Genomic DNA, 23,284 nt, shown 5'->3' on the forward strand with positions numbered 1-23,284 from the left:
ATCGCTCACCGGAGAGGCGCGAAATGATCACCAATGAATACACATCAACCCTTGATGTCCCCAATCGCTCAGGCGTGTCCTGGGCCGCTATCTTCGCTGGCGCGGCTGCGGCGGCAGCCTTGTCGTTGATTCTGGTGGTGCTCGGCGCCGGCCTCGGCTTCGCGGCGACATCGCCTTGGGCCAACGAAGGTGCCAGCGCCAAGGCCCTGGGGATTTCCACCATCATCTGGTTGCTGTTGACCCAGATCCTCGCCTCCGGTCTGGGCGGTTACATCGCCGGCCGGCTGCGGGTGAAGTGGGCCAATTTGCACGGTGACGAGGTGTACTTCCGCGATACCGCCCATGGCTTCCTGGCCTGGGCCGTGGCCACGCTGTTCGCGGCGATGCTGGTGGTCGGTACGGTCGGTGGTCTGGCGGGGGCGGGTGCCCAGGCCGGTGCTGCTGCAGCGGCCAACAGTGATGCCTCGATGGGCTATTTCGTCGACGGCCTGTTCCGTGGCGAGGGCCCTGCTCCGGTAACCGAAGACGCGGCCAATGGCGTTGCTGCGCGGATCCTTGCCCGCAGCGTCGCCGACGACCGCGCCCTGACGCCGGAAGACCACGCCTACCTGACGCAACTGGTGGCGCAACGTACCCGCCTGACCCAGCCCGAAGCGGCGGCGCGGGTGGATCAGGTGTTCGGCCAGGTGCAGCAGGCCAAGGTCGAGGCCAAGCAGGCGGCTGATACGGCGGCCAAGGCCGCAGCGTGGACGGCGCTGTGGACCTTCGTCGCGCTGCTGTGCGGTGCGTTCTTCGCCAGCTTTGCCGCGCTGTTCGGTGGTCGCCAGCGGGATCAGGTGCGCTGGTTGGAGGCTGAGGGGTATGTGGATCGGACCGTGGTCCGTAATCCGGCGGCACCGATTCGTTAATCGACGACAAGAAGGAGAACGACCATGCGTTCATTACTGCTGTGGATGTTGGGTGTACCGATTCCGGTGATCATTCTGATTGCGCTGTTCATGCATTGATTGGGTAGCTTCGATCGCCGGTCCGCCGGCGATCGGCTTTTCGTTTCTTCGTGTTGGTGGTGCTGGTTTTGCGGGTTTATCCGTTCTATTTGGCGACGCTGCCGGCCCGTTCCGCCTTTACGGCGGGTCCCTTTTTTCTTGGAAAAAGGAACCAAAACCGCTGGCTCCCACATACGGCCCTACGCTTCGCTCCGGGTCCCCTCGCTCCGGTGTCCTCCAGGGGCCGCGCGGCCACGATTTGCTGCGCAAATCTAAGACTCGCGCTCTTCGGCTACGCCGAAGGGGGCTGCGCCCCCGCCCCTTCCGAACACCTCCACTCGGCCTTCTGAAGTCGCAAGTTACGGGCGGCGCTCTCGCGGACGGATCTTCGAAATTCAGATCTGATTTTGATAGGCGTCCCAAAGAGCCAGAGCTTTTGCTCTGGCTTTTGCTCTTCATACGCGTCAGTCCAGACGCCGCCAATTGCGACTTCAGCCGGCCGAGTGGAGGTGCCTGTAGGGGCCGGGTGCGTAAGCACCCTTCGGCGATAGCCGAAGACGCGAGATGAAGATTTGCGAAGCAAATCGTAGGCCGCGCTGGCCCCGGAAGGTGCCGGAGGGAGGGGACCCGTAGCGAAGCGTAGGGCCGGATGTGGGAGCGGGCGGTTTTGCTTACTTTTGACAAGACAAAAGTAAGCCGCCGTAAGGGCGGAACGGGCCGGCAACGTCGCCAAAAATGCTGGATAATAACGCAAATCCAGCACCTAAATCGCCATCGCCACACCCCGTCCGAGAAGCACTACCCGACCTAAAGAAACTGCTCCGCGTAATGACACGCCACCTGCCGCGTCCCCACTTGGCGGAACGCCGGCACTTCCTCGGCGCACCGCTTGGTCGCATGGGGACAGCGTTTGTGGAAGGCGCAGCCATCCGGCGGATTGAGCGGGTTGGGCAACTCACCGGCGATACGGATCTTGGGTTTCAACGGATCCGGATGGATCGCCGGCGTCGCCGACAGCAGTGCCTGGGTATACGGGTGCAGGGGTTTGGCGAAGATATCCTGCTTGGGCCCCATTTCCGCCGGCCGCCCGAGGTACATCACCAGCACCTGGTCGGCCACGTGGCGCACCACCGCCAGGTTGTGGGAGATGAACACGTAGGCGGTGTTGAACTCCTTCTGCAGGTCCATGAACAGGTTCAGCACCTGGGCCTGGATCGACACGTCCAGGGCCGAGGTCGGTTCGTCCGCCACCAGTACTTTCGGTTGCAGCATCATCGCCCGGGCCAGGGCGATGCGCTGGCGCTGGCCGCCGGAGAACATGTGCGGATAACGCTGGTAATGCTCGGGACGCAGGCCCACCTGCTGCATCATCGCCTGCACGCGCTCGCGGCGTTCGGTTCTGGAGAGCGAGGTGTTGATCAGCAACGGTTCGGCCAGTTGGTCGCCGATCTTCTGCCGCGGGTTGAGCGAGGCGTAGGGGCTCTGGAACACCATCTGCACGTCGCGGCGCAGTTGCTTGCGTTCGTGCCTGCTGGCGCCGGCGACTTCCTGTCCGGCGATCTGCAACGAGCCGGACGACGGCTCTTCGATCAGGGTCAGGGCGCGGGCCAGGGTAGATTTGCCGCAGCCGGATTCGCCAACCACGGCCAGGGTCTTGCCGGCCTGCAATTCGAACGACACGCCGTTCAGGGCGCGTACCACGGCGCTGCCCTTGAACAGGCTGCGGGAGACTTCATAGTGACGGGTGAGGTCACGGGCAGTCAGGACGACTTCGCTCATCACGCCACCTCCTGGTTCAGCGGGTAGAAACAGCGGGCCAGGCTATGGGCCTGGGGATCGAGGCCAGGGCGTTGCTGGCGGCAGTTGTCACGCACATAAGGGCAGCGCGGCGACAGCAGGCAGCCGCTTGGCCGGTCGTAGCGACCGGGAACGATGCCGGGCAGGGTTGCCAGGCGTTCGGCGCCCAGGCTGTGCTCGGGAATGGCCTTGAGCAGCGCTTCGCTGTAGGGGTGGGCGGGCACTTCGAAGAGTTCCGGCACCTGGCCGACTTCCACGGCTTGCCCGGCATACATCACGCACACGCGGCGGGCGGTTTCGGCGACCACGGCGAGGTCGTGGGTGATGAGGATCAGCGCCATGTCCCGCTCTTTCTGCAGGTTCAGCAGCAGTTCCATGATCTGTGCCTGGATGGTCACGTCGAGGGCGGTGGTCGGCTCGTCGGCGATCAGCAGCTTGGGCTCGCCGGCAATCGCCATGGCAATCGCCACCCGCTGGCTCATGCCGCCGGACAGTTGGTGGGGATAGGCGTCGAGGCGGCTTTCCGGGGCCGGGATCTCGACTTTCTTCAAGAGCTCCAATGCACGCTGGCGCGCCGCCTTGCCACGCAGGCCGAGGTGCTGGCGCAGCACTTCCTCGATCTGGAAGCCTACGGTGTAACTGGGGTTGAGGGCGGTCATGGGGTCCTGGAAGACCATGGCCATGTCCTTGCCCACGACCTTGCGCCGTTGCCGGCCGCTGAGTTTCAGCATGTCGTGGCCGTCGAACACCAGGGCGTCGGCGCTGATGCGCCCGGGCGCGTCGATCAGGCCCATCAGCGCCATCATGGTCACCGATTTGCCCGAGCCGGACTCGCCGACGATGGCCAGGACTTCGCCGGTGTCCAGCGACAGGTCGAGACCGTCGACCACCGGTACCGCGCTGGCATCACCGAAGCGCACGTTGAGATTGCGGATTTGCAGAAGTGACATGGGCTTCTCCTCAGGCGGCATTCTTGAGTTTCGGGTCCAGCGCATCGCGCAGTCCGTCGCCCATCAGGTTGATTGCCAGCACGCTGAGCAAAATGGTCAGCCCGGGCAGGCTCACCACCCACCAGGCCCGTTCGATGTAGTCGCGGGCCGAGGCCAGCATGGTGCCCCACTCGGGAGTGGGCGGCTGGACGCCGAGGCCGAGGAAGCCCAGGGCGGCGGCGTCGAGGATGGCCGAGGAGAAACTCAGGGTGGCCTGGACGATCAGCGGCGCCATGCAGTTGGGCAGCACGGTGATGAACATCAGGCGCGGCAGGCTGGCGCCGGCCAGGCGTGCAGCAGTGACGTAGTCGCGGTTGAGTTCGCCCATCACGGCGGCGCGGGTCAGGCGCACGTAGGATGGCAGCGAGACGATGGCGATGGCGATCACCGTGTTGACCAGGCCAGGGCCGAGGATGGCGACGATCGCCACCGCCAGCAGCAGCGAGGGCAGCGCCAGCATCACGTCCATCAGGCGCATGATCGAGGCGCCGAGGGCCTTGGGGAAGAAGCCTGCCAGCAAGCCGAGGACGATGCCGGGGATCAGCGAGATCACCACGGACGACAGGCCGATCAGCAGTGACAGCCGCGAGCCCTGGATCAGCCGCGAGAGCAGGTCGCGGCCCAGTTCGTCGGTGCCGAGGATGAACTGCCAGTTGCCACCTTCGAGCCATACCGGCGGGGTCAGCAGGAAGTCGCGGTACTGCTCGCTGGGGTTGTGCGGCGCGACCCAGGGCGCGAACAGCGCGCAGAAGACGATCAGGCACATGAACAGCAGGCCCGCGACGGCGCCCTTGTTGCGCGAGAAGTGGTGCCAGAATTCCTTGTACGGCGAGGGGTAGAGCAGGCTCTGGTCGATCACCGGAGCAGGAGTGGGAGCAGGGGTATTCATGTCGGTGCCCTCAGCGCTGGTGACGGATGCGTGGGTTGACCAGGCCGTAGAGGATGTCCACGACGAAGTTCACCAGGATGACCAGGCAGGCGATCAGCAGGATGCCGTTCTGGACCACGGGGTAGTCACGGGCGCCGATGGCTTCGATCAGCCATTTGCCGATGCCCGGCCAGGAGAAGATGGTTTCTGTCAGTACCGCGCCGGCCAGCAGGGTGCCGACCTGCAGGCCGAACACCGTCAGCACCGGAATCAGCGCGTTGCGCAGGCCGTGGACGAACACTACCCGCGCCGGCGACAGGCCCTTGGCCCGGGCGGTGCGGATGTAGTCTTCGCGCAGCACTTCGAGCATCGAGGAGCGGGTCATCCGGGCGATTACCGCCAGCGGGATGGTGCCCAGCACGATGGCGGGAAGGATCAGGTGCATCAGGGCATCCTTGAACGCGCCTTCGTCCTCGCTGAACAGGGTGTCGATGAGCATGAAGCCGGTTTTCGGCTCGATGTCGTAGAGCAGGTCGATGCGCCCGGAAACCGGCGTCCAGCCCAGGTTCACCGAGAAGAACATGATGAGGATCAGGCCCCACCAGAAGATCGGCATGGAGTAGCCGGTCAGCGACAGCCCCATCACCCCGTGGTCGAACAGCGAGCCTCGCTTGAGCGCGGCGATGACTCCGGCCAGTATGCCGATGACGCCGGCGAACAACAGTGCGGCCAGGGCCAGTTCGAGGGTAGCGGGGAACAGGGCGAGGAATTCGCTCCAGACGCTTTCCCGGGTGCGCAGCGACTCGCCGAGGTCGCCCTGGGCCAGCTTGCCGACATAGTCCAGGTACTGCTCCGGCAGCGGCTTGTTCAGCCCCAGCCGCTCCATGGCCTGGGCGTGCATTTCGGGGTCGACCCGGCGTTCACCCATCATGACTTCCACCGGGTCCCCCGGTATCAGCCGTATGAGTGCGAAGGTCAGCAAGGTAATGCCGAAAAAGGTCGGGATCAGCAATCCCAGACGCCGGGCTATGAAACTCAACATCTTCTGGTGGTCCTCGTCAGCCGGTCAGGCAGGCTGCCCGCTTGCGCTCTGGTGGGGCGTTTGGCGGGCGTTATTGTTCTACTTCACCAGGGTGGTAGCGAAGTTGTTGTTGGTCAGAGGGCTGATGGTGTAGCCCTCGACGTTCCGACGCATGGCCGTGAACATCTTCGGATGGGCCATGGTTATCCACGGCCGGTCCGCATCGTACACGGCCAGCGCGCGGTTATAGAGCGCTTCGCGCTGTTGCGGATCGATCACCTGGCGGGCCTCGGTGATCAGCGCCTGAAACGTTTTGTTGCACCACCGAGCATAGTTCTCGCCATTACGGGCCGCTTCGCAACTGAGCAGCGGGGTCAGGAAATTGTCGGGATCGCCGTTGTCGCCGGCCCATCCGGTGGACACCAGGTCGTGCTCGCCGTTCTTGGCCCGGCGCAGCATTTCGGCCCATTCCATGACGCGAATGTTCAATTTGATGCCGATCTTCGCCAGGTCGGACTGGAGCATTTCTGCGCTCAGTCGCGGGTTGGGGTTGGTCGGTCCGCCGCCATTGCGCGTGAACAGGGTCAGCTCGGTGCCTTCCGGAACGCCGGCTTCCCTGAGCAGGGCACGGGCCTTGTCGAGGTCGCGGGGCGGATTGCGATTGTCGCGGTTGTAGCCCATGACCGTCGGTGGATAGGGGTTGACCGCCAGCAGCGCGTTGCCCCTGCCGAACAACTGGTCGATGTGGGTCTGGCGGTCGAACGCCATGTCGATCGCCTGGCGTACCCGCACGTCGCTGAGGTAGCGGTGCTGGGTGTTGAAGGCGATGTAGCCGGTGACCAGCGCTTCCATTTCGGCGACCTTGAGCATTGGGTCGGCCTTGATCGACGGGACGTCGTCGGGCTTGGGATAGAGCGCAACCTGGCATTCGTTGGCGCGCAGCTTCTGCAGGCGCACGTTGTTGTCGCTGGCGATGGCGAATACCAGCGTCTCGCTGGGCGGTGCGCCGCGGAAGTAGTCCGGGTGGGCCTTGTAGCGGATCTGCGCGTCCTTGTTGTAGCGCTGGAAGACAAAGGGCCCGGTGCCGACGGGCTTGCTGTTGAGCTCGGCGGTTGTACCGGCGGCCAGCAGCTTGTCGGCGTATTCGGCGGAGTAGATCGAGGTGAAGGCCATGGCCAGGTCACGCAGGAACGGCGCTTCCGGGCGGGTGAGGGTGAAGACCACGGTGTGCGGGTCGGTTTTCTCGACGCTTTTCAGCAACTCGCGAAAGCCCATGCTTTCGAAGTAGGGGAAGCCGACGCTGCTCTTGTCGTGCCAGGGGTGTTTCGGGTCGAGCTGGCGCTGGAAGCTCCACAGCACGTCGTCGGCGTTCAGGTCGCGGGTCGGGGTGAACCAGGGTGTGGTGTGGAACTTCACGCCCTGGCGCAGGTGGAAGGTGTAGGTCAGGCCGTCGTCGCTGATCTCCCAGCGCTCGGCCAGGGCAGGCTGGATGTCGGTGGTGCCGGGCTTGAAATCCACCAGGCGGTTGAACAGGGTTTCGGCGGCGGCATCGGCCGTGACGGCGGTGGTGTACTGCGCCATGTCGAAGCCTTCCGGGCTGGCTTCGGTACAGACCACCAGCGGCCTGGCGGCAAGGCCCGCCGATGTCGTCAGCAGGATGGCGGCCAGCAGCGCGTTGCGGGGGTATCGATTCATGCAGGCTCCCGGTGTCGGTTTCGGTTCTGGTCTGCGCCCGGCAGCGATGTGCCGGGCGCAGGGCGGGTCAGAGGATGTTGAACGGAATGGTGGTCACGATCCGCAGCTCGTCGACGTTGCCGTCGATCTGTGCCCGGCTGGCCCGGTGGGCGCTGTAGGTGGCGCGGATGGCCGTGTTCTTCAGCGCGCCGTCCTGCACCGTGTAGCCGGCGCCGATGCCCCATTCCTGATGGTGTTCGCCATCGAGGTTGCGTACATCGTAGCCGTTGCCGCGATAGTGAGTCCCGTCGATGCCCCAGCCACGGGCGGTGTAGACGTTCAGTCGCAGCCCCGGCAGGCCGTAGCCGGCCATGTTCAGCACGTAGGCGAACTGCAGGGACTTCTCGTTGGGGCCGTTGAAGTCGGAGAACAGCGAGTTGGCGAGAAAGATCGCGTTGGTGTCGTGCACGTAGTCGAAGTACTCGTTGCCGGCGACCTCCTGGTAAGCGACGGTGAAGGTGTGGGCCTGGTGGGTAAGGGCGAACGACAGGCTGAAGGTGTCGTTGTCGATCGGACCCTGACGGCTGCTGCCGGTGTCGCGGGTGCCGTAGTAGTTGAGGCCGGTGGTCAGGCCCAGCACCGAGCTGTCGCCCAGGTCGTGGGACGCACCGAAGTAGTACTGGTTCCAGATGTCTTCGACGTTGGCGAAGTACAGGCTGGTGGTCAGGCTGCGCAGTGGCTGGTAGTTGAAGCCGGCCAGGGTGACCCGGTCGGCGGTGACGCCGGCGGCCGAGTACTCGGTGGTAAACCGGCTTTTGCCCTGCTCGGTGCGGGTGGAGACGCGGTCGAAGCTGCCCAGGTCGAAGGTCAGGTTGTCGAGCTCGGCGCTGTGCAGGCTGATACCGTCGAAACTCGACGGCAAGGCGCGGTTGCCGATGAAGGCGAACACCGGCGTGTCGATGGACTGGCGGCCGGCGGTCAGGGTGGTGTTGGAAACCCGCGCCTTGATGTTGGCCAGGCCGAGCTTGCTCCACTGGCCGATGACCTCGCCGTCGCTGTGGGTCAGGGTCCGGTTGTTCGGCCCGGCTACGGCAGCACGGCCCTGTTCCAGGGCGATGGCGTTGTAGCCGGCCACCTGCAGGCCCAGGCCCACCGGGCCCTGGGTGAAGCCGGAGCTGTAGTCGAGGATGGTGCCCTGGACCCAGTTGTCACGGCTGTGGGTGGCTTGGCGGGTACCGTCGCTTTTGTAGTAGCGATAGAGCGGACCCTTGGTGGCGCGTTCGCGGGAGTACCAGTTGCGGGTCGAGCCGGACAGGCTCTGGCCCTCGATGAAGCCGCTGGCTTCGGCCTGGGCGTTGTTTTCCCGCAGGGTCAGCGGCAGGTAGTCGTGGCTGTCGGAGCGGGCCTCGGCTATGCCTGCGAAGCCGAGAAGGGAAAGAGCGATAACGGACGTGGTGGTTTTCAAGGCAATGCATCCTTTCTTGTTATGGCAGATGGACCGGCGGGCGTCGTGGGCCCGACGGTCGCTGACGTGATTGCGGCGGGGTACGCCGTCACGCTGCGGTTTCACTCGATACCTACATCCAGGAAGCTGGTGCGGCCGAAGGGGCTGACCAGGTAGTTGGTCACCCGGTTGCTGATCGGCTGGGCCACGGTGGAGTGGGCGATCGGCGTGATCGGCATCTGTTGCCTCAGGTACTGCTGCGCCTGGCGGTACAGTTCCGAACGGGCCTCGCGGTCACTGGTGCCCTTGGCTTTCTTCACCAGCGCGTCGTAGTCGGGGTCGCACCACATGGAGTGGTTGTGGCTGCCGATGGCGTCGCAGCTGTACAGCGTGCCGAGCCAGTTGTCGGGGTCGCCGTTGTCGCCGGTCCAGCCGATCAGGATGGTGTCGTGCTCGCCGTTCTTGGCCCGCTTGAGGTATTCGCCCCACTCGTAGCTGACGATGTTCACCTTGAGGCCCAGCTTGCCCCAGTCGTCCTGGAGCATCTGCGCCATCAGCTTGGCATCGGGGTTGTACGGCCGCTGCACGGGCATAGCCCACAGGGTGATTTCGGTGCCTTCCTCGACGCCGGCATCGCGCAGCATCTGCCGGGCTTTCTCCAGGTCATAGGGTGTGTCGGTGATGCTGTCGTCATAGGACCACTGGGTGGGTGGCATGGCGTTGACGGCCTTCTGCCCGGCACCCTGGAACACGGTGCGGATGATCGCTTCCTTGTTCACCGCCATGTCCAGGGCCTGGCGCACTTCAAGTTGGTCGAAGGGCTTGTTGCGGGTGTTGTAGGCGATGTAGCCAAGGTTGTAGGCGGGCTTCTCGATCAGGTTGATGTTCGGGTCGCGGCGCAGGGCTTCCAGGTCGGCGGGGCGCGGGTGAACGGTGACCTGGCATTCGTCCTTGCGCAGCTTCTGGATACGCACCGACGGGTCGGTGTTGATCGAGAAGATCAGGTTGTCGAGCTTGACCTGTTGCGGCGCCCAGTAGTCCGGGTTGCCGCGGTAGCGGATCTGCGAGTCCTTCTGGTAGCGCTGCAGCACGAAGGGGCCGGTGCCGATCGGCTTGTGGCTGATGTCCGAGGGCGTGCCGCGGCTGAGCAGCAGTTCGGCATATTCGGCGGAGAGGATGGACGCGAAGCTCATGGCCAGGTTCTGGATGAACGCGGCATCGACGCTGTTGAGGGTGAAGACGACGGTCATTGGCCCGGTCTTTTCGACGCTGGCGATGGTCTTGTCCAGCCCCAGGGCGCTGAAGTAGGGGAACTCGGTACCGTAGGCGAGGCGGAACGGGTGGGTCGGGTCGAGCATGCGGTTGAAGGTGAACAGCACGTCGTCGGCGTTGAACTCGCGGCTTGGGGTGAAGCCGGCATTGCTGTGGAATTTCACGCCGGAGCGCAGGTTGAAGGTGTAGGTCAGGCCGTCGTCAGAGACGGTCCAGTCGGTGGCCAGCGCGGGTAGTACGCCTGTGGCACCCCGTTCGAATTCCACCAGGCGGTTGTACAGCGGCTCGGCGACATCGTTGTCGGTGCCGCTCTGGTATTGCGCGGTGTCGAAGCCGGACGGGCTGCCTTCGGAGCAGAACACCAGGGTGTTGCTTTTGGCGGTGCCGAAGGGGGAATGAAGCAGCAGGCCGGCCCCGATCAGGGCGGCGCAGAGAGAAGTGACGCGCATGGAAAGTCCCTTGTCATGTCGTTGTGATCGGATTTTTCCGCGGCACATGACGGTCCCTCGTCCATGCACCGCGACACCCTTCCCACGGTAAGTCCGGAGAAGGCTGCCGACGAGTTACACAAGGGGCAAAGTTGGATAGGAGGTTTCTGACCGTTTTGTGGAAATTTCAACAGGCTGGCGGAGATGCACGAATTGCCTGCCCGGTGAAGGGCCTGCAACGCGGGCCCTTCACCGCTGCCTTCAGGGCTTCACGCTGACGCCATAGAAGTCGTTCAGGGCAAACGGACTGATCTTGAAGTCCTCGACGCTCTTGCGCATCGGTTGGTACACCGTGGAGTGGGCGATCGGTGTGATCGGCACCTGTTCCTTGAGGATGTGCTGGGCCTGTTTGTACAGCTCGGTGCGTTTGGCCTGGTCGGGGATGCGCTTGGCTTCCTTGACCAGCTTGTCGTAGTCGGCGTTGCACCAGTGGGAGAAGTTGTTGCCGTTCACCGCGTCGCAGCCGTAGAGGGTGCCGAGCCAGTTGTCCGGGTCACCGTTGTCGCCGCTCCAGCCAATCAGCATGGCGCCGTTCTCGCCGTCCTTGGAGCGTTTGATGTATTCGCCCCATTCATAGCTGACAATTCTCGCCTTGATGCCGATCTTGGCCCAGTCGGACTGGATCATCTCGGCCATCAGCTTGGCGTTGGGGTTGTACGGGCGTTGCACCGGCATGGCCCAGAGGGTGATCTCCGTGCCGTCCTTGATGCCGGCCTCCTTGAGCAGGGCCCTGGCTTTCTCGACGTTGTATTCGGTGCCCTTGATGGAGTCGTCGTAGGACCACTGGGTGGGCGGCATGGCATTGACCGCCAGTTGGCCTGCACCTTGATACACCGAGTCGATGATCTGCTGCTTGTTCACCGCCATGTCCAGCGCCTGGCGGACCTTGAGCTGGGCCATCGGATTGGGCTCGTTGCTGCCCTTGATCTTGTCCATCACGTTGTAGGCGATGTAGCCCAGGTTGAAACCGGCCTGGGACGGCATCTGCAGGTTGGGATCGGCCTTCAGCGCCTCGAGGTCGGCAGGGCGCGGGAACAGCGTGACCTGGCACTCGTTCTTCTTCAGCTTCTGCATGCGTACTGACGCATCGGTGGTAATGGCGAAGATCAGGTTGTCGATCTTCACCTCGTCGGGGCTCCAGTATTGCTTGTTGCCCTTGAAGCGGATCTGCGCGTCCTTCTGGTACTTGCTGAACACGAACGGGCCGGTGCCGATGGGCTTCTGGTTGAGGTCCGCGGCCTTGCCCTGCTTGAGCAACTGGTCGGCATATTCGGCGGACTGGATCGAGGCGAAGCTCATGGCGATGTTCTGGATGAACGCGGCGTCCACCTCGGCGAGGGTGAACCTGACGGTGTGGTCATCGACCTTTTCCACCTTCTTGATGTTCGCGTCCATGCCCATATCGGTGAAGTAGGGGAACTCGGTGGGGTACGCCTTGCGGAACGGCATGTCCTTGTCGAGCATGCGGTTGAAGGTGAACAGCACGTCGTCGGCGTTGAAGTCGCGGGTGGGCTTGAAGTAGTCGGTGGTATGGAACTTGACCCCTTCGCGCAGGTGGAAGGTGTAGGTCAGGGCGTCCTCGGACACGTCCCAATGGGTGGCGAGGCCCGGAATGACCTTGGTGCCACCGCGCTCGAACTGGGCGAGACGGTTGAACAGGGTTTCGGACGAGGCGTCGAAATCGGTGCCGGTGGTGTACTGGGCGGGATCGAAACCGGCGGGACTGCCTTCGGAGCAGTAGACCAGGTTGCTTGCGGCCTGGGCGGCGGGGGTGGTGGCGAGCAGACCTGCGCCAACCAGGAACGGAATGACTGCGGTTTTCAGCATGGTGGCCTCATTGTTGTCATTTTTGGAGTGAGGGCGGCCTCGTGAGCCGACCTGCGGATACTTATGCAGGTGCTGTACCCGGTGCAACGAATGAGGATAGCTGGCGGGAGAAAAAGCGGGACGGGCGTACAGGAATGTCGCATTCGTGCAACTTTGTGCGAGTTGAACGTTTGCGCTGGAGGGTTTTCACGAAATATCGTGAAACTCTGAGACCCCCATCGCTGGCAAGCCAGCTCCCACAAGGTGGCGCGTCGAGAACGCTGGGGGAGCCGGCTTGCCGGCGATGAGGCCCGGCAGGTCGATCAGGGCATCTGCACTTCAATGGTGCCGTCAGCATTGACGCTGACCTGGGTGGTGCCCGCCTCGACCTGCGGCGATGGCGCTGCCTCGGCGTCCATGCTGGCTTTCATCATCATTGGGGCGCGCAGGTACGGTTGTGGATAGCCGCTGCTGTTGAGGTTCAGGCTGACCACTTTGTAGCCCTTGCCGCCCAGTGCTTCGGTGGCGATCTGGGCGCGGGCCTTGAAGGCTTCGACCGCGTCCTTGATCAGCGCATCTTCGCTGCTCTTGCGGGTCGCGGGGGCGATGGCGAAGTCCATGCCGCCCATTTTCAGGCTTTGCAGCAGTTCACCGGTCAGGTTGGACAGGGCAGGGAAGTCGCTGCTTTCCAGGCGCAGCTCGGCACGTTCGCGCCAGCCGGTGATTTTCTGGCCTTTGTCATCGTAGATCGGATAGGCGTTGCGGCTGCCCTGGCTGATTTTCACCTCTTTGACCTGACGGGCCTTTTCCAGGGCCTTGTTCAGCGTGGTGGTGATTTCGGCGGCAAGCTTGGCCGGGTCGGTGTTCTGCGCTTCGCTGTACAGGGTCACGACCATCAGGTCACGGGCCACTTCCTTGCTGGCTTCGGCGCGCAACGACACCTGGTTGTAGCGCGGCTCGTCCGCCAGAACGGGGAAGCTTGCCAGCAGGCTGGCAACCAGCAGGGCGTTGGCGCCACGGCGTGGGGTATACATGGAGAACTCCTTGAAAAATGGGCGCGGCCAATACGATCCTGTGCCACGCAGACCCTGTCTGACCTTGAAAGTAGCACCAAGGTTCCAGATAGCCATCATTCATTTACCGTGGTGTGGCGAGTTGCCGCATCGCTCCAGTCCTGGGCGCCGCTTGGGTATACTCGCGACGATTCACCTGGAGCACTCATCAGGAGAGCTCATGCTCGCCCCCGTACACATGCCGTCCGCTACCCGCCAGAACCTGTGGCGCCTGACGTTTATCCGCACGCTGGTACTGGCTGCCCAGGCCGGCTCGGTCGGCGTCGCCTACTGGACCGATCTGCTGCCGCTGCCGTGGCTGGCCCTGAGTGTCACCCTCGGCTTTTCCATGGTGCTGTGCCTGGTCACCGCCCTGCGCCTGCGCGCCTCGCTCCCGGTCACCGAACTCGAATATGCGGTACAACTGGCCTGCGACCTGCTGATCCACAGTGCCTTGCTGTATTTCACTGGCGGTTCGACCAACCCCTTCGTGTCTTATTACCTGGTACCGCTGGCGATCGCTGCGGTGACCTTGCCGTGGATCTATTCGCTGATCCTGTCCGGCATCGCCCTGGTGGCCTACACCCTGCTGCTGGTGCAGTTCTATCCGCTGGATGCCCTGCCCATGGCGCGGGAGAAGGTGCAGATCTACGGCATGTGGCTGAGCTTTGCCCTGGCTGCGGCAGTGATCACCTTCTTCGCTGCGAAGATGGCCGAAGAGCTGCGGCGCCAGGAAGCCTTCCAAGCCCAGCGCCGCGAGGAGGGCTTGCGTGACCAGCAACTGCTCGCCGTCGCCACCCAGGCGGCTGGCGCTGCACACGAACTGGGGACGCCGCTGGCGACCATGAGCGTGCTGCTCAATGAAATGCGCCAGGACCACACCGACCCGTTGCTGCAGGAGGATCTGGAAACCCTGCAGGAGCAGGTCAAGCAGTGCAAGTACACCTTGCAGCAACTGGTGCGCGCCGCCGAGGCCAATCGCCGCATGGTGGTGGAACAGCAGCCCGTGACCTTCTGGCTCGATGAATCGCTGAACCGCTGGCACCTGATGCGCCCCGAGGCCAGCTACCGCTTCCAGCGTCTGGGCCAGGGCCTGGTGCCGCACCTTGCACCGCCGCCAGACCTCACCCAGGCGCTGCTGAACCTGTTGAACAACGCCGCCGATGCCTGTCCCGATGGGCTGGAAGTGCACCTGGACTGGGACGCTTCCGATATCGTCATCAGCATCCGCGACCATGGTCCCGGGGTGCCGGTGGCCATTGCCGAGCAGATCGGCAAACCTTTCTTTACCACCAAGGGCAAGGGCTTCGGCCTTGGCCTGTTCCTGAGCAAGGCCAGCGTGACCCGTGCTGGTGGCTCGGTAAAACTCTATAGTCACGAAGAGGGCGGCACGCTGACCGAGCTGCGCTTGCCCCGTGACGCGCGAGGAGACGTGTGATGAGTGATGAAATCCAGGTTGAAGGTGAAGAACTGCCGCACCTGCTGCTGGTCGACGACGACGCGACCTTTACCCGGGTGATGGCCCGTGCCATGAGCCGCCGCGGTTTCCGCGTCAGCACCGCCAGTTCCGCCGAAGAGGGCCTGAAGCTGGCTCAGGAGGACGTGCCCGACTACGCCACGCTGGACCTGAAGATGGAAGGCGACTCGGGCCTGGTGCTGTTGCCCAAGCTGCTGGAGCTGGACCCGGACATGAAGGTGGTGATCCTGACCGGTTATTCCAGCATTGCCACCGCCGTCGAAGCCATCAAGCGCGGGGCCTGCAACTACCTGTGCAAGCCGGCGGACGCCGACGACGTGCTGGCGGCCCTGGCCTCCGAACATGCCGACCTGGACAGCCTGGTGCCGGAAAACCCGATGTCGGTGGATCGCCTGCAGTGGGAGCACATCCAGCGCGTGCTGACCGAGCACGAGGGCAATATCTCCGCTACCGCCCGGGCCCTGGGCATGCACCGGCGGACCTTGCAGCGCAAATTGCAGAAGCGGCCGGTTCGGCGCTGAGTTCTTGATTGCCCTTCAGGGCCCTATCGCTGGCAAGGCCAGCTCCCACAGGGATAGCGTGCCCCGCCCAACCTGTGGGAGCTGGCCTTGCCAGCGATAGGGCCCTGAAGATCGCCGAATCTCCGGTATTTCATCCACAAACCCCCATCCCTGAGCCTTGCACTGGCGTATCATTAGCCGCCTAACGACAGGCCACGGAACACTCCCCGCATGCTCGCCTTATTCATCCAGACGCTGAACATCACCGCGCCGGTGTTCGCGATGCTGTTCATGGGCGTGTTCCTGCGCCGCATCAATGCGATCAACGACAATTTCATCCAGACTGCGTCGTCCCTGGTGTTCAACGTCTGCATGCCGGCGCTGCTGTTCCTCGGCATCTACCACGCCGACCTCGACGCTGCGGTCAAGCCGGGCCTGCTGCTGTACTTCATCGCCGCCACGTTCGGCAGTTTCGCCTTGGCCTGGCTGATTGCCATCTGGCGTTGTCCCCGGGAAGATCGCGGCATCTACACCCAGGGCGCGTTTCGCGGCAACAACGGGGTGGTGGGGCTGGCGCTGGCGGCCAGCATGTATGGCGACTACGGTATCTCTCTCGGCGCGATTCTCGCCGGGCTGGTGATCCTGCTCTACAACTCGCTGTCGTCGGTGGTGCTGGCGGTGTACAGCCCCACGGTCAAGTCCGACCCGTGGAGCATACTCAAGAGCATCCTGCGCAACCCGTTGATCATCAGCGTGCTGGCGGCGACGCCGATGGCCTACGCCAAGGTGGGCTTGCCCAACTGGCTGCTGACCTCGGCCGACTACGTGGCGCAGATGACCCTGCCGCTGGCGCTGATCTGCATCGGTGGCACGCTGTCGCTGGCATCGCTGCGGGCCAGTGGCCGGATGGCGGTCAGTTCCAGCCTGGTGAAGATGGTCTGGCTGCCGCTGGTGTTCACCTTCGGCGGCTGGCTTTGCGGCTTTCGCGGGGCGGAACTGGGCATCCTGTTCCTGTACATCGGCAGCCCCACGGCGGCGGCCAGTTATGTGATGGCCCGCGCGGCCAACGGCAACCACGAGCTGGCGGCGTCGATCATCGTCATCACCACGCTGGCAGCGGCATTGACAACCAACATCGGAATCTTCCTCTTGCAGTGGGGAGGCTGGATCTAGATTCTGTGCGCACTTACAACAACACTGCCTCCTACGTCTGAGGACACTCAATGCAAGACCAGATCACGCCCGAGCGCTTGCACCGCGGGCTGAAAAACCGTCATATCCAGCTGATCGCCCTGGGCGGGGCCATCGGTACGGGCCTGTTCCTGGGCATCGCCGAGACCATCCAGATGGCCGGCCCGTCGGTGCTGCTGGGCTACGCCATCGCCGGCATCATCGCGTTCTTCATCATGCGGCAACTGGGCGAGATGGTGGTCGAGGAGCCGGTTTCCGGCACCTTCAGCCACTTTGCCCACAGCTACTGGGGACCCTTCGCCGGCTTCATGTCGGGCTGGAACTACTGGGTGCTGTACGTCCTGGTGGGCATGGCCGAACTGACCGCCGTGGGCATCTATGTCCAGTACTGGTGGCCTGAGTTCCCGACCTGGGCCACGGCGGCGGTCTTCTTCGTCATCATCAACCTGATGAACGTCAGCCAGGTGAAGGTCTACGGCGAGATGGAGTTCTGGTTCGCGCTGATCAAGGTCGCGGCCATCCTCGGCATGATCGGCTTTGGTGGCTACCTGCTGTTCAGCGGCAACGGCGGGCCTGACGCCAGCGTCGCCAACCTGTGGCAGCACGGCGGCTTCTTCCCCAACGGCGTCACCGGCCTGATGATGGCCATGGCGGTGATCATGTTCTCCTTCGGCGGCCTGGAGCTGGTGGGCATCACCGCGGCCGAAGCCGACAATCCGCGCTACAGCATCCCGCGTGCCACCAACCAGGTGATCTACCGCATCCTGCTGTTCTATATCGGCGCCCTGGCGGTGCTGCTGGCGTTGTACCCGTGGGCGAAAGTTGTCTCCGGCGGCAGCCCGTTCGTGATGATCTTCCATGACCTGGACAGCAACGTGGTCGCCAGCGTGCTGAACCTGGTGGTGCTCACCGCCGCGCTGTCTGTCTACAACAGTTGTGTGTATTGCAACAGCCGCATGCTGTTCGGCCTGGCGACCCAGGGCGATGCGCCGAGGGAGCTGCTGAAGGTCAACGCCAAGGGCGTGCCGCTGGTGGCGCTGGGCGTTTCGGCACTGGCCACCGGTCTGTGCGTGGGCATCAACTACTTCATGCCGCGCGAGGCCTTCGGCCTGCTGATGTCGCTGGTGGTGTCGTCGCTGGTGATCAACTGGGGGATCATCAGCATCACCCACCTGAAATTCCGCAAGACCAAGGCGGCTGCGGGGCAGACCACCTTCTACAAGAGCCTGGGCTATCCGCTGACCAACTACCTGTGCCTGGCGTTCCTGGGCTTCATCCTGGTGGTGATGTGGATGAGCGAAAACAACCGCATTTCCGTCGAGCTGATTCCGGTCTGGCTGCTGGTGCTGTGGGCGGTCTACAAAGTGACCAAGGGCCGCAAGGCGAACGCCTGACGGCCCCGTTCCGGGGGTGATCGTTCAGCCTTGCTGTTGCCAGGCGTCGATCACTTCCTGGGCCGCGCGGAAAGCATCGATCGCCGCCGGCACGCCCGCATAGACTGCGCAATGCAGCAGGGCTTCACGAATCTCTTCCACCGTACAGCCATTGTTCAGGGCGCCGCGCACATGGCCCTTGAGTTCCTGTGGGCACTTGAGTGCGGTCAGGGCGGCCAGGGTGATCAGGCTGCGGGTCTTGAGCGGCAGGCCCTCGCGGCTCCAGACGCTGCCCCAGGCGTGTTCGTTGACGAATTCCTGCAACGGCGCGGTGAACTCGGTGGCATTGCCCAGCGCGCGGTCGACGAATACATCGCCCATGACCTGGCGCCGAACCTGTTCGCCAGTCTTCTTCGTATCGCCCATCTTTTTTTCCTTAGTGTTGGCGGCGCCAGGCGCGCAGGGTCGTGAACAGCAGTACGGCCCCCAGGGCTGGCAGGATATAGAACAACATCAGTTGCTCCAGGCGGTTGGCCAGCGGCATGCCGGTGGTGAAGGCCACCACGTGCAGGCCGTAGGCCAGATAGAGGCAGAGAAACACCAGGCCCTCGGCGCGGGTGACCCGGTGGCCGGAATAGAACACCGGCAGGGTCAGGGCGGCGACACCGAGCATTACCGGGAGGTCGAAATCCAGGGCGTTGGGCGAGATGGACAGTGGCTCCGGGGCCAGCACTGCGGTCAGTCCGAGCACGGCCAGCAGGTTGAACAGGTTGCTGCCGATGACGTTGCCCACGGCCATCTCCCGCTCGCCACGCACGGCGGCGATCAGCGAGGTGGCCAGTTCCGGCAGCGAAGTGCACACCGCCACCACGGTCAGGCCGATGATGCGTTCCGACAGGCCGAGGTCCACGGCCACTTCCACCGCCGCTTCCAGCAGCAGGTGCCCGGCCAGGCTCAGCAGACCGAGGCCGAGGGCCATCAGCAGCAGGGTGCCGAGCCAGAAGCCGAGGCGGTTGTCTGGCTGATGCCCAGGTGCCGGGTGGATGCGGGCGTGATGCCGTGACTGACGCCACAGGATCGCCAGGTAGGCCACCAGCCCGAGCAGCAGCAGGATGCCTTCCCAGGCGCCGAGCACTTCATTGAGTGCCAGCAGGTAGACCAGCAGGCTGGCGCCGATCATCAGCGGGATATCCAGGCGCACCAGTTGCCGCGAAACCCGCAGCGGAATGATCAGTGCCGCCAGGCCGAGTGTGACCAGAATGTTGAAGATGTTGCTGCCGATCACGCTACCCACGGCCACGTCCGGGGCGCCTGTGTAGGCGGCCTGGAGGCTGACGGTGAGTTGCGGGGCGCTGCTGCCGAAGGCCACCAGGCTCAGGCCGATGATCAGCGGCCGGACATGCAGGCTGGCGGCGACGCGCAGCGCTGAGCGAACCAGGAGTTCGGCACCGAGAATCAGAAGGATCAGGCCGCTGACCAGTTGCAGCAGGCTGAAGGTGGGTAAGGCGGCCAGGTCGAAAATGGTCGTGCTCCAGAAAACAGGATCAGTCGCTCAGGCTTTGTACCCGGACTCGCGCCGTTCCGCTACGGATCATGTCCAGTTGCTGAGCGGCAGCACGGGACAGGTCGATCAGGCGCCCACGGGTATGCGGGCCGCGGTCGTTGATGCGGACGACGACGGAACGGTCGTTTTTCAGGTTGGTGACTTTCACCCGCGTGCCGAATGGCAGGCTGCGATGGGCGGCGGTCAGGCCATGTTGGTTGAACGGTTCGCCGCTGGCAGTGCGTTTACCGTGATGGCGGGCGCCATAGAAGGATGCAGTGCCGGTTTCGTCGTAGCCGCGCGGGTCGACGTCGTGACTGGCGCAGCCGGCAAGGAGGGTGAACAGCGCCAAGGCGCTCAGGGGACGCCACATTTAGGTCTGATGCTCCTTGAGGGCTGATCGCTGGCAAACCAGCGCCCACAGGGTTTACCTGTGGAAGCTGGCTTGCCAGCAATTGAAGGCAACGCGGTTTAGCCTTCGAGCTTGCTCTTGAGCAATTGGTTCACCTGTTGCGGGTTCGCCTTGCCCTTCGATGCCTTCATTGCCTGGCCGACGAAGAAGCCGAACATCTTGCCGCGCTTGGCTTCGTCCGCTGCGCGGTACTGCTCGACCTGCTCGGCGTTGGCCGCCAGCATTTCATCCAGGACCTTCTCGATCGCACCGGTATCGGTGACCTGCTTCAGGCCACGGCTCTCGATGATCTGGTCGGCATCGCCTTCACCGGCGGCCATCGCTTCGAACACGGTCTTGGCGATCTTGCCGCTGATGGTGTTGTCGCGAATGCGCAGCAGCATGCCGCCCAGTTGCTCGGCGCTGACCGGCGCCTGGTCGATCTCGACACCCAGCTTGTTCAGCAGGCTGCCCAGTTCCACCATGACCCAGTTGGCCGCCAGCTTGGCGTCGCCGCCGATGGCTGCGACCTTCTCGAAGTAATCCGCCTGCTCGCGGCTGGAGGCCAACACGTTGGCGTCGTAGGCCGACAGGCCATACTGGCTCTGGAAGCGCTCGACCTTCTGTGGCGGCAGTTCCGGCAGCGTGGCGCGCAGATCTTCCAGGTAGGCCGACTCGATCACCACCGGCAGCAGGTCCGGATCGGGGAAGTAGCGGTAGTCGTTGGCTTCCTCCTTGCTGCGCATGGAGCGGGTCTCGTCCTTGTTCGGGTCATACAGGCGGGTTTCCTGGATGACCTTGCCGCCGTCCTCGATCAGCTCGATCTGGCGCTGGACTTCGCTGTTGATCGCACGCTCGATGAAGCGGAACGAGTTGACGTTCTTGATCTCGCAGCGGGTGCCGAACTCGGTCTGGCCTTTCGGCCGGATCGACACGTTGCAGTCGCAGCGCAGCGAGCCTTCGGCCATGTTGCCGTCGCAGATACCCAGGTAGCGCACCAGCGCGTGGATTGCCTTGACGTAGGCCACGGCTTCCTTGGCGCTGCGCATTTCCGGCTCGGAGACGATTTCCAGCAGCGGCGTGCCGGCGCGGTTCAGGTCGATGCCGGTGGAGCCGCTGAAGTCTTCGTGCAGGCTCTTGCCGGCGTCTTCTTCCAGGTGCGCACGGGTGATGCCGATGCGCTTGATGGTGCCGTCTTCCAGAGCGATGTCCAGGTGGCCCTTGCCGACGATCGGCAGCTCCATCTGGCTGATCTGATAGCCCTTGGGCAGGTCAGGGTAGAAGTAGTTCTTGCGCGCGAACACATTGTGCTGGCCGATCTCGGCATCGATCGCCAGGCCGAACATGCAGGCCATGCGCACCGCTTCCTGGTTCAGCACCGGCAGCACGCCGGGCATGCCCAGGTCGATCAGGCTGGCCTGGGTATTCGGCTCGGAGCCGAAGGTGGTGGCGCTGCCGGAGAAAATCTTCGACTGGGTGGCGAGCTGGGTATGAATCTCCAGCCCGATCACAACTTCCCATTGCATGTGTCTGTCCCTCAGAAGCCGTTAGGTGCGCGGGTGTGCCAGTCAGTCACTTGCTGATACTGGTGCGCGACGTTGAGCAGGCGGCCTTCCTGGAAATACGGAGCCAGCAGCTGCACGCCGACCGGCAGGCCGTCGACGAAACCAGCCGGCATCGACAGGCCTGGCAGGCCCGCCAGGTTGGCGGTGATGGTGTAGACGTCTTCCAGGTAGGCGGCGACCGGGTCGGCGTTCTTGGCGCCGATCTTCCAGGCCAGGTTCGGCGTGGTCGGGCCCAGGATCACGTCGACGCCTTCGAAGGCGGCCATGAAGTCGTTCTTGATCAGGCGGCGGATCTTCTGGGCCTTCAGGTAGTAGGCATCGTAGTAACCGGCCGACAGGGCGTAGGTGCCGACCATGATCCGGCGCTGTACTTCGCTGCCGAAACCTTCGCCGCGGGAGCGTTTATACAGGTCGGTGAGGTCTTTCGGGTTATCGCAGCGGTAGCCGAAGCGCACGCCGTCGAAGCGGGACAGGTTGGACGAGGCTTCGGCCGGTGCGATCACGTAGTACGCCGGGATCGCGTGCTGCATGTTCGGCAGGCTGATTTCCTTGATCACCGCGCCGAGCTTTTCCAGCTCCTTGACGCTGGCCTGGACCAGCTCGGCGATGCGCGGATCGAGACCGGCGCCGAAGTATTCCTTCGGCAGACCGATGCGCAAGCCCTGCAGCGAGCCGTTCAGGCCGGCGCTGTAGTCAGGGACTGGTTCGTCGATGCTGGTGGAGTCCTTCGGGTCGAAACCGGCCATGGCTTGCAGCAGCAGGGCGCAGTCCTCGGCGGTGCGGGCCATCGGGCCGCCCTGGTCGAGGCTCGACGCGTAGGCGATCATGCCCCAGCGCGAAACGCGACCATAAGTCGGCTTCAGGCCGGTGAGGCTGGTCAGCGCGGCGGGCTGGCGGATCGAGCCGCCGGTGTCGGTGCCGGTGGCGGCCGGCAGCAGGCGTGCGGCGACGGCAGCGGCCGAACCACCGGACGAACCGCCCGGTACGTGCTCCAGGTTCCACGGGTTCTTCACCGCGCCGTAGTGACTGGATTCGTTGGCCGACCCCATGGCGAATTCGTCCATGTTGGTCTTGCCCAGGGTCACGGCGCCGGCTTCGGCCAGCTTGCTGACCACGGTGGCGTCGTAGGGGGCCTTGAACGAGTCGAGCATCTTCGAGCCGCAACTGGTGCGCACGCCCTCGGTGCAGAACAGGTCCTTGTGGGCAATCGGCGCACCGAGCAGGGCACCGCTCTCGCCGGCGGCGCGACGGGCGTCGGCCGCACGGGCCTGGGCGATGGCCAGGTCGTCGGTGACGCTGATGAAGCTGTTGAGCTGCGGATCGAGCTGGTGGATGCGGGCCAGCAGCGCGCGGGTCAGCTCTTCGGAGGAAAAGGATTTGTCGGCGAGTCCGCGAGCGATCTCGGCCAGGGTGAGTTGATGCATGGCAGGCTCTATTCCCTTACTCGATGACTTTCGGAACCAGGTACAGGCCGCTGTCCGTCGCCGGTGCGATGGCCTGGTAGCTGTCCCGTTGGTTGCTTTCTGTTACAACGTCGGCACGAAGGCGCTGGCTGGCTTCCAGAGGGTGGGCCAGAGGCTCGATGCCGGAGGTGTCGACGGCTTGCATCTGGTCGACCAGTCCCAGAATGCTATTCAGGGCATCGGTGGTGCGTGGCAGATCGGCTTCGTTCAGGCCCAGACGGGCCAGGTGAGCGATCTTTTCCACATCGCAGCGTTCAAGCGCCATGGGAATCTCCTGGGGAAAAAAACGGAAGTGGTCCGCTGAGGAACATGCTGGCGCACACGCGGTCATAAGGGCCGATCATGTGCTGGCCTGCTCGGAAAAACCGCCAATTTAACATATTG

The 23,284-nt window shown here is 63.9% G+C and carries 20 protein-coding genes; 5 read left to right on the plus strand and 15 right to left on the minus strand.

Translation table 11 applies throughout. The features are described from left to right. The first annotated feature begins 23 nt into the window (after nt 1-23). Nucleotides 24-908 carry a hypothetical protein gene (locus AC05QJ_RS06420; RefSeq protein ID WP_476746123.1) on the plus strand — a complete coding sequence of 295 codons (885 nt, stop codon included), beginning with the start codon at nt 24-26 and terminating at the stop codon, nt 906-908. A gap of 885 nt (nt 909-1,793) precedes the next feature. Here AC05QJ_RS06420 and AC05QJ_RS06425 read toward each other — a convergent pair. The 9 genes from AC05QJ_RS06425 to AC05QJ_RS06465 form a co-directional block, all read right to left on the minus strand. Next, nucleotides 1,794-2,765: a peptide ABC transporter ATP-binding protein gene (locus AC05QJ_RS06425; protein ID WP_476746124.1), complete on the minus strand. Its 972-nt coding sequence runs from the start codon at nt 2,763-2,765 to the stop codon at nt 1,794-1,796. Beyond that, nucleotides 2,765-3,733: an ABC transporter ATP-binding protein gene (locus tag AC05QJ_RS06430; RefSeq protein WP_476746125.1), complete on the minus strand. Its 969-nt coding sequence runs from the start codon at nt 3,731-3,733 to the stop codon at nt 2,765-2,767. The genes AC05QJ_RS06425 and AC05QJ_RS06430 overlap by 1 nt, the downstream gene beginning before the upstream one ends. A 10-nt stretch (nt 3,734-3,743) precedes the next feature. Further along, a complete protein-coding gene (locus AC05QJ_RS06435) occupies nt 3,744-4,661 on the minus strand; it encodes an ABC transporter permease subunit (RefSeq protein WP_476746126.1) in 918 nt (305 codons plus the stop codon). 10 nt (nt 4,662-4,671) lie between these two features. Continuing rightward, nucleotides 4,672-5,682, minus strand: a complete 1,011-nt coding sequence (locus AC05QJ_RS06440) for an ABC transporter permease subunit (RefSeq protein ID WP_476746127.1) — start codon at nt 5,680-5,682, stop codon at nt 4,672-4,674. A gap of 78 nt (nt 5,683-5,760) precedes the next feature. Next, nucleotides 5,761-7,356 (minus strand): ABC transporter substrate-binding protein, encoded by a 1,596-nt coding sequence (locus tag AC05QJ_RS06445; protein ID WP_476746128.1) that lies wholly within the window; start codon nt 7,354-7,356, stop codon nt 5,761-5,763. A 67-nt stretch (nt 7,357-7,423) separates the two neighbouring features. After that, nucleotides 7,424-8,800, minus strand: a complete 1,377-nt coding sequence (locus tag AC05QJ_RS06450; protein WP_476746129.1) for an OprD family porin — start codon at nt 8,798-8,800, stop codon at nt 7,424-7,426. A gap of 101 nt (nt 8,801-8,901) precedes the next feature. Then, on the minus strand, nt 8,902-10,500 hold the full coding sequence (locus AC05QJ_RS06455; RefSeq protein ID WP_476746130.1) for an ABC transporter substrate-binding protein: 1,599 nt from the start codon (nt 10,498-10,500) through the stop codon (nt 8,902-8,904). 240 nt (nt 10,501-10,740) lie between these two features. Continuing rightward, entirely contained in the window at nt 10,741-12,366 is a 1,626-nt protein-coding gene (locus tag AC05QJ_RS06460) for an ABC transporter substrate-binding protein (RefSeq protein ID WP_476746131.1), read from the minus strand. A 302-nt stretch (nt 12,367-12,668) separates the two neighbouring features. Then, complete coding sequence (locus AC05QJ_RS06465) at nt 12,669-13,379, minus strand: SIMPL domain-containing protein (protein WP_476746132.1); 711 nt, start codon at nt 13,377-13,379, stop codon at nt 12,669-12,671. Nucleotides 13,380-13,578: 199 nt separating this feature from the next. On the opposite strand from AC05QJ_RS06465, the gene AC05QJ_RS06470 reads away from it, so the two are divergent. The 4 genes from AC05QJ_RS06470 to AC05QJ_RS06485 all read left to right on the plus strand — a co-directional run bounded on the left by AC05QJ_RS06470 (nt 13,579) and on the right by AC05QJ_RS06485 (nt 17,959). Then, a complete protein-coding gene (locus tag AC05QJ_RS06470; protein ID WP_476746133.1) occupies nt 13,579-14,835 on the plus strand; it encodes an ATP-binding protein in 1,257 nt (418 codons plus the stop codon). Beyond that, the gene (locus tag AC05QJ_RS06475; RefSeq protein ID WP_476746134.1) at nt 14,835-15,395 is read left to right on the plus strand and encodes a response regulator transcription factor; all 561 of its coding nucleotides are present in this window, start codon (nt 14,835-14,837) and stop codon (nt 15,393-15,395) included. The genes AC05QJ_RS06470 and AC05QJ_RS06475 overlap by 1 nt, the downstream gene beginning before the upstream one ends. Nucleotides 15,396-15,605: 210 nt before the next feature. Next, nucleotides 15,606-16,547: an AEC family transporter gene (locus AC05QJ_RS06480; protein WP_476746135.1), complete on the plus strand. Its 942-nt coding sequence runs from the start codon at nt 15,606-15,608 to the stop codon at nt 16,545-16,547. A gap of 50 nt (nt 16,548-16,597) precedes the next feature. Further along, on the plus strand, nt 16,598-17,959 hold the full coding sequence (locus AC05QJ_RS06485; RefSeq protein ID WP_476746136.1) for an amino acid permease: 1,362 nt from the start codon (nt 16,598-16,600) through the stop codon (nt 17,957-17,959). Nucleotides 17,960-17,983: 24 nt separating this feature from the next. On the opposite strand, the gene AC05QJ_RS06490 is transcribed toward AC05QJ_RS06485, so the two are convergent. From AC05QJ_RS06490 to gatC, 6 genes are all read right to left on the minus strand, one after another. Next, on the minus strand, nt 17,984-18,364 hold the full coding sequence (locus AC05QJ_RS06490) for a carboxymuconolactone decarboxylase family protein (RefSeq protein ID WP_428581022.1): 381 nt from the start codon (nt 18,362-18,364) through the stop codon (nt 17,984-17,986). 10 nt (nt 18,365-18,374) lie between these two features. Continuing rightward, nucleotides 18,375-19,418: a calcium/sodium antiporter gene (locus AC05QJ_RS06495; RefSeq protein ID WP_476747881.1), complete on the minus strand. Its 1,044-nt coding sequence runs from the start codon at nt 19,416-19,418 to the stop codon at nt 18,375-18,377. Nucleotides 19,419-19,482: 64 nt separating this feature from the next. Then, nucleotides 19,483-19,854: a septal ring lytic transglycosylase RlpA family protein gene (locus AC05QJ_RS06500; RefSeq protein WP_476746137.1), complete on the minus strand. Its 372-nt coding sequence runs from the start codon at nt 19,852-19,854 to the stop codon at nt 19,483-19,485. Nucleotides 19,855-19,952: 98 nt separating this feature from the next. After that, nucleotides 19,953-21,398: an Asp-tRNA(Asn)/Glu-tRNA(Gln) amidotransferase subunit GatB gene (gatB, locus tag AC05QJ_RS06505; RefSeq protein WP_476746138.1), complete on the minus strand. Its 1,446-nt coding sequence runs from the start codon at nt 21,396-21,398 to the stop codon at nt 19,953-19,955. 11 nt (nt 21,399-21,409) lie between these two features. Further along, the gene (gatA, locus tag AC05QJ_RS06510) at nt 21,410-22,861 is read right to left on the minus strand and encodes an Asp-tRNA(Asn)/Glu-tRNA(Gln) amidotransferase subunit GatA (RefSeq protein ID WP_476746139.1); all 1,452 of its coding nucleotides are present in this window, start codon (nt 22,859-22,861) and stop codon (nt 21,410-21,412) included. Between the two features lie 16 nt (nt 22,862-22,877). Next, nucleotides 22,878-23,165: an Asp-tRNA(Asn)/Glu-tRNA(Gln) amidotransferase subunit GatC gene (gene gatC / locus AC05QJ_RS06515; protein WP_476746140.1), complete on the minus strand. Its 288-nt coding sequence runs from the start codon at nt 23,163-23,165 to the stop codon at nt 22,878-22,880. Between the last annotated feature and the right edge of the window lie 119 nt (nt 23,166-23,284).

It is taken from the genome of Pseudomonas sp. TUM25319, from assembly GCF_056388475.1.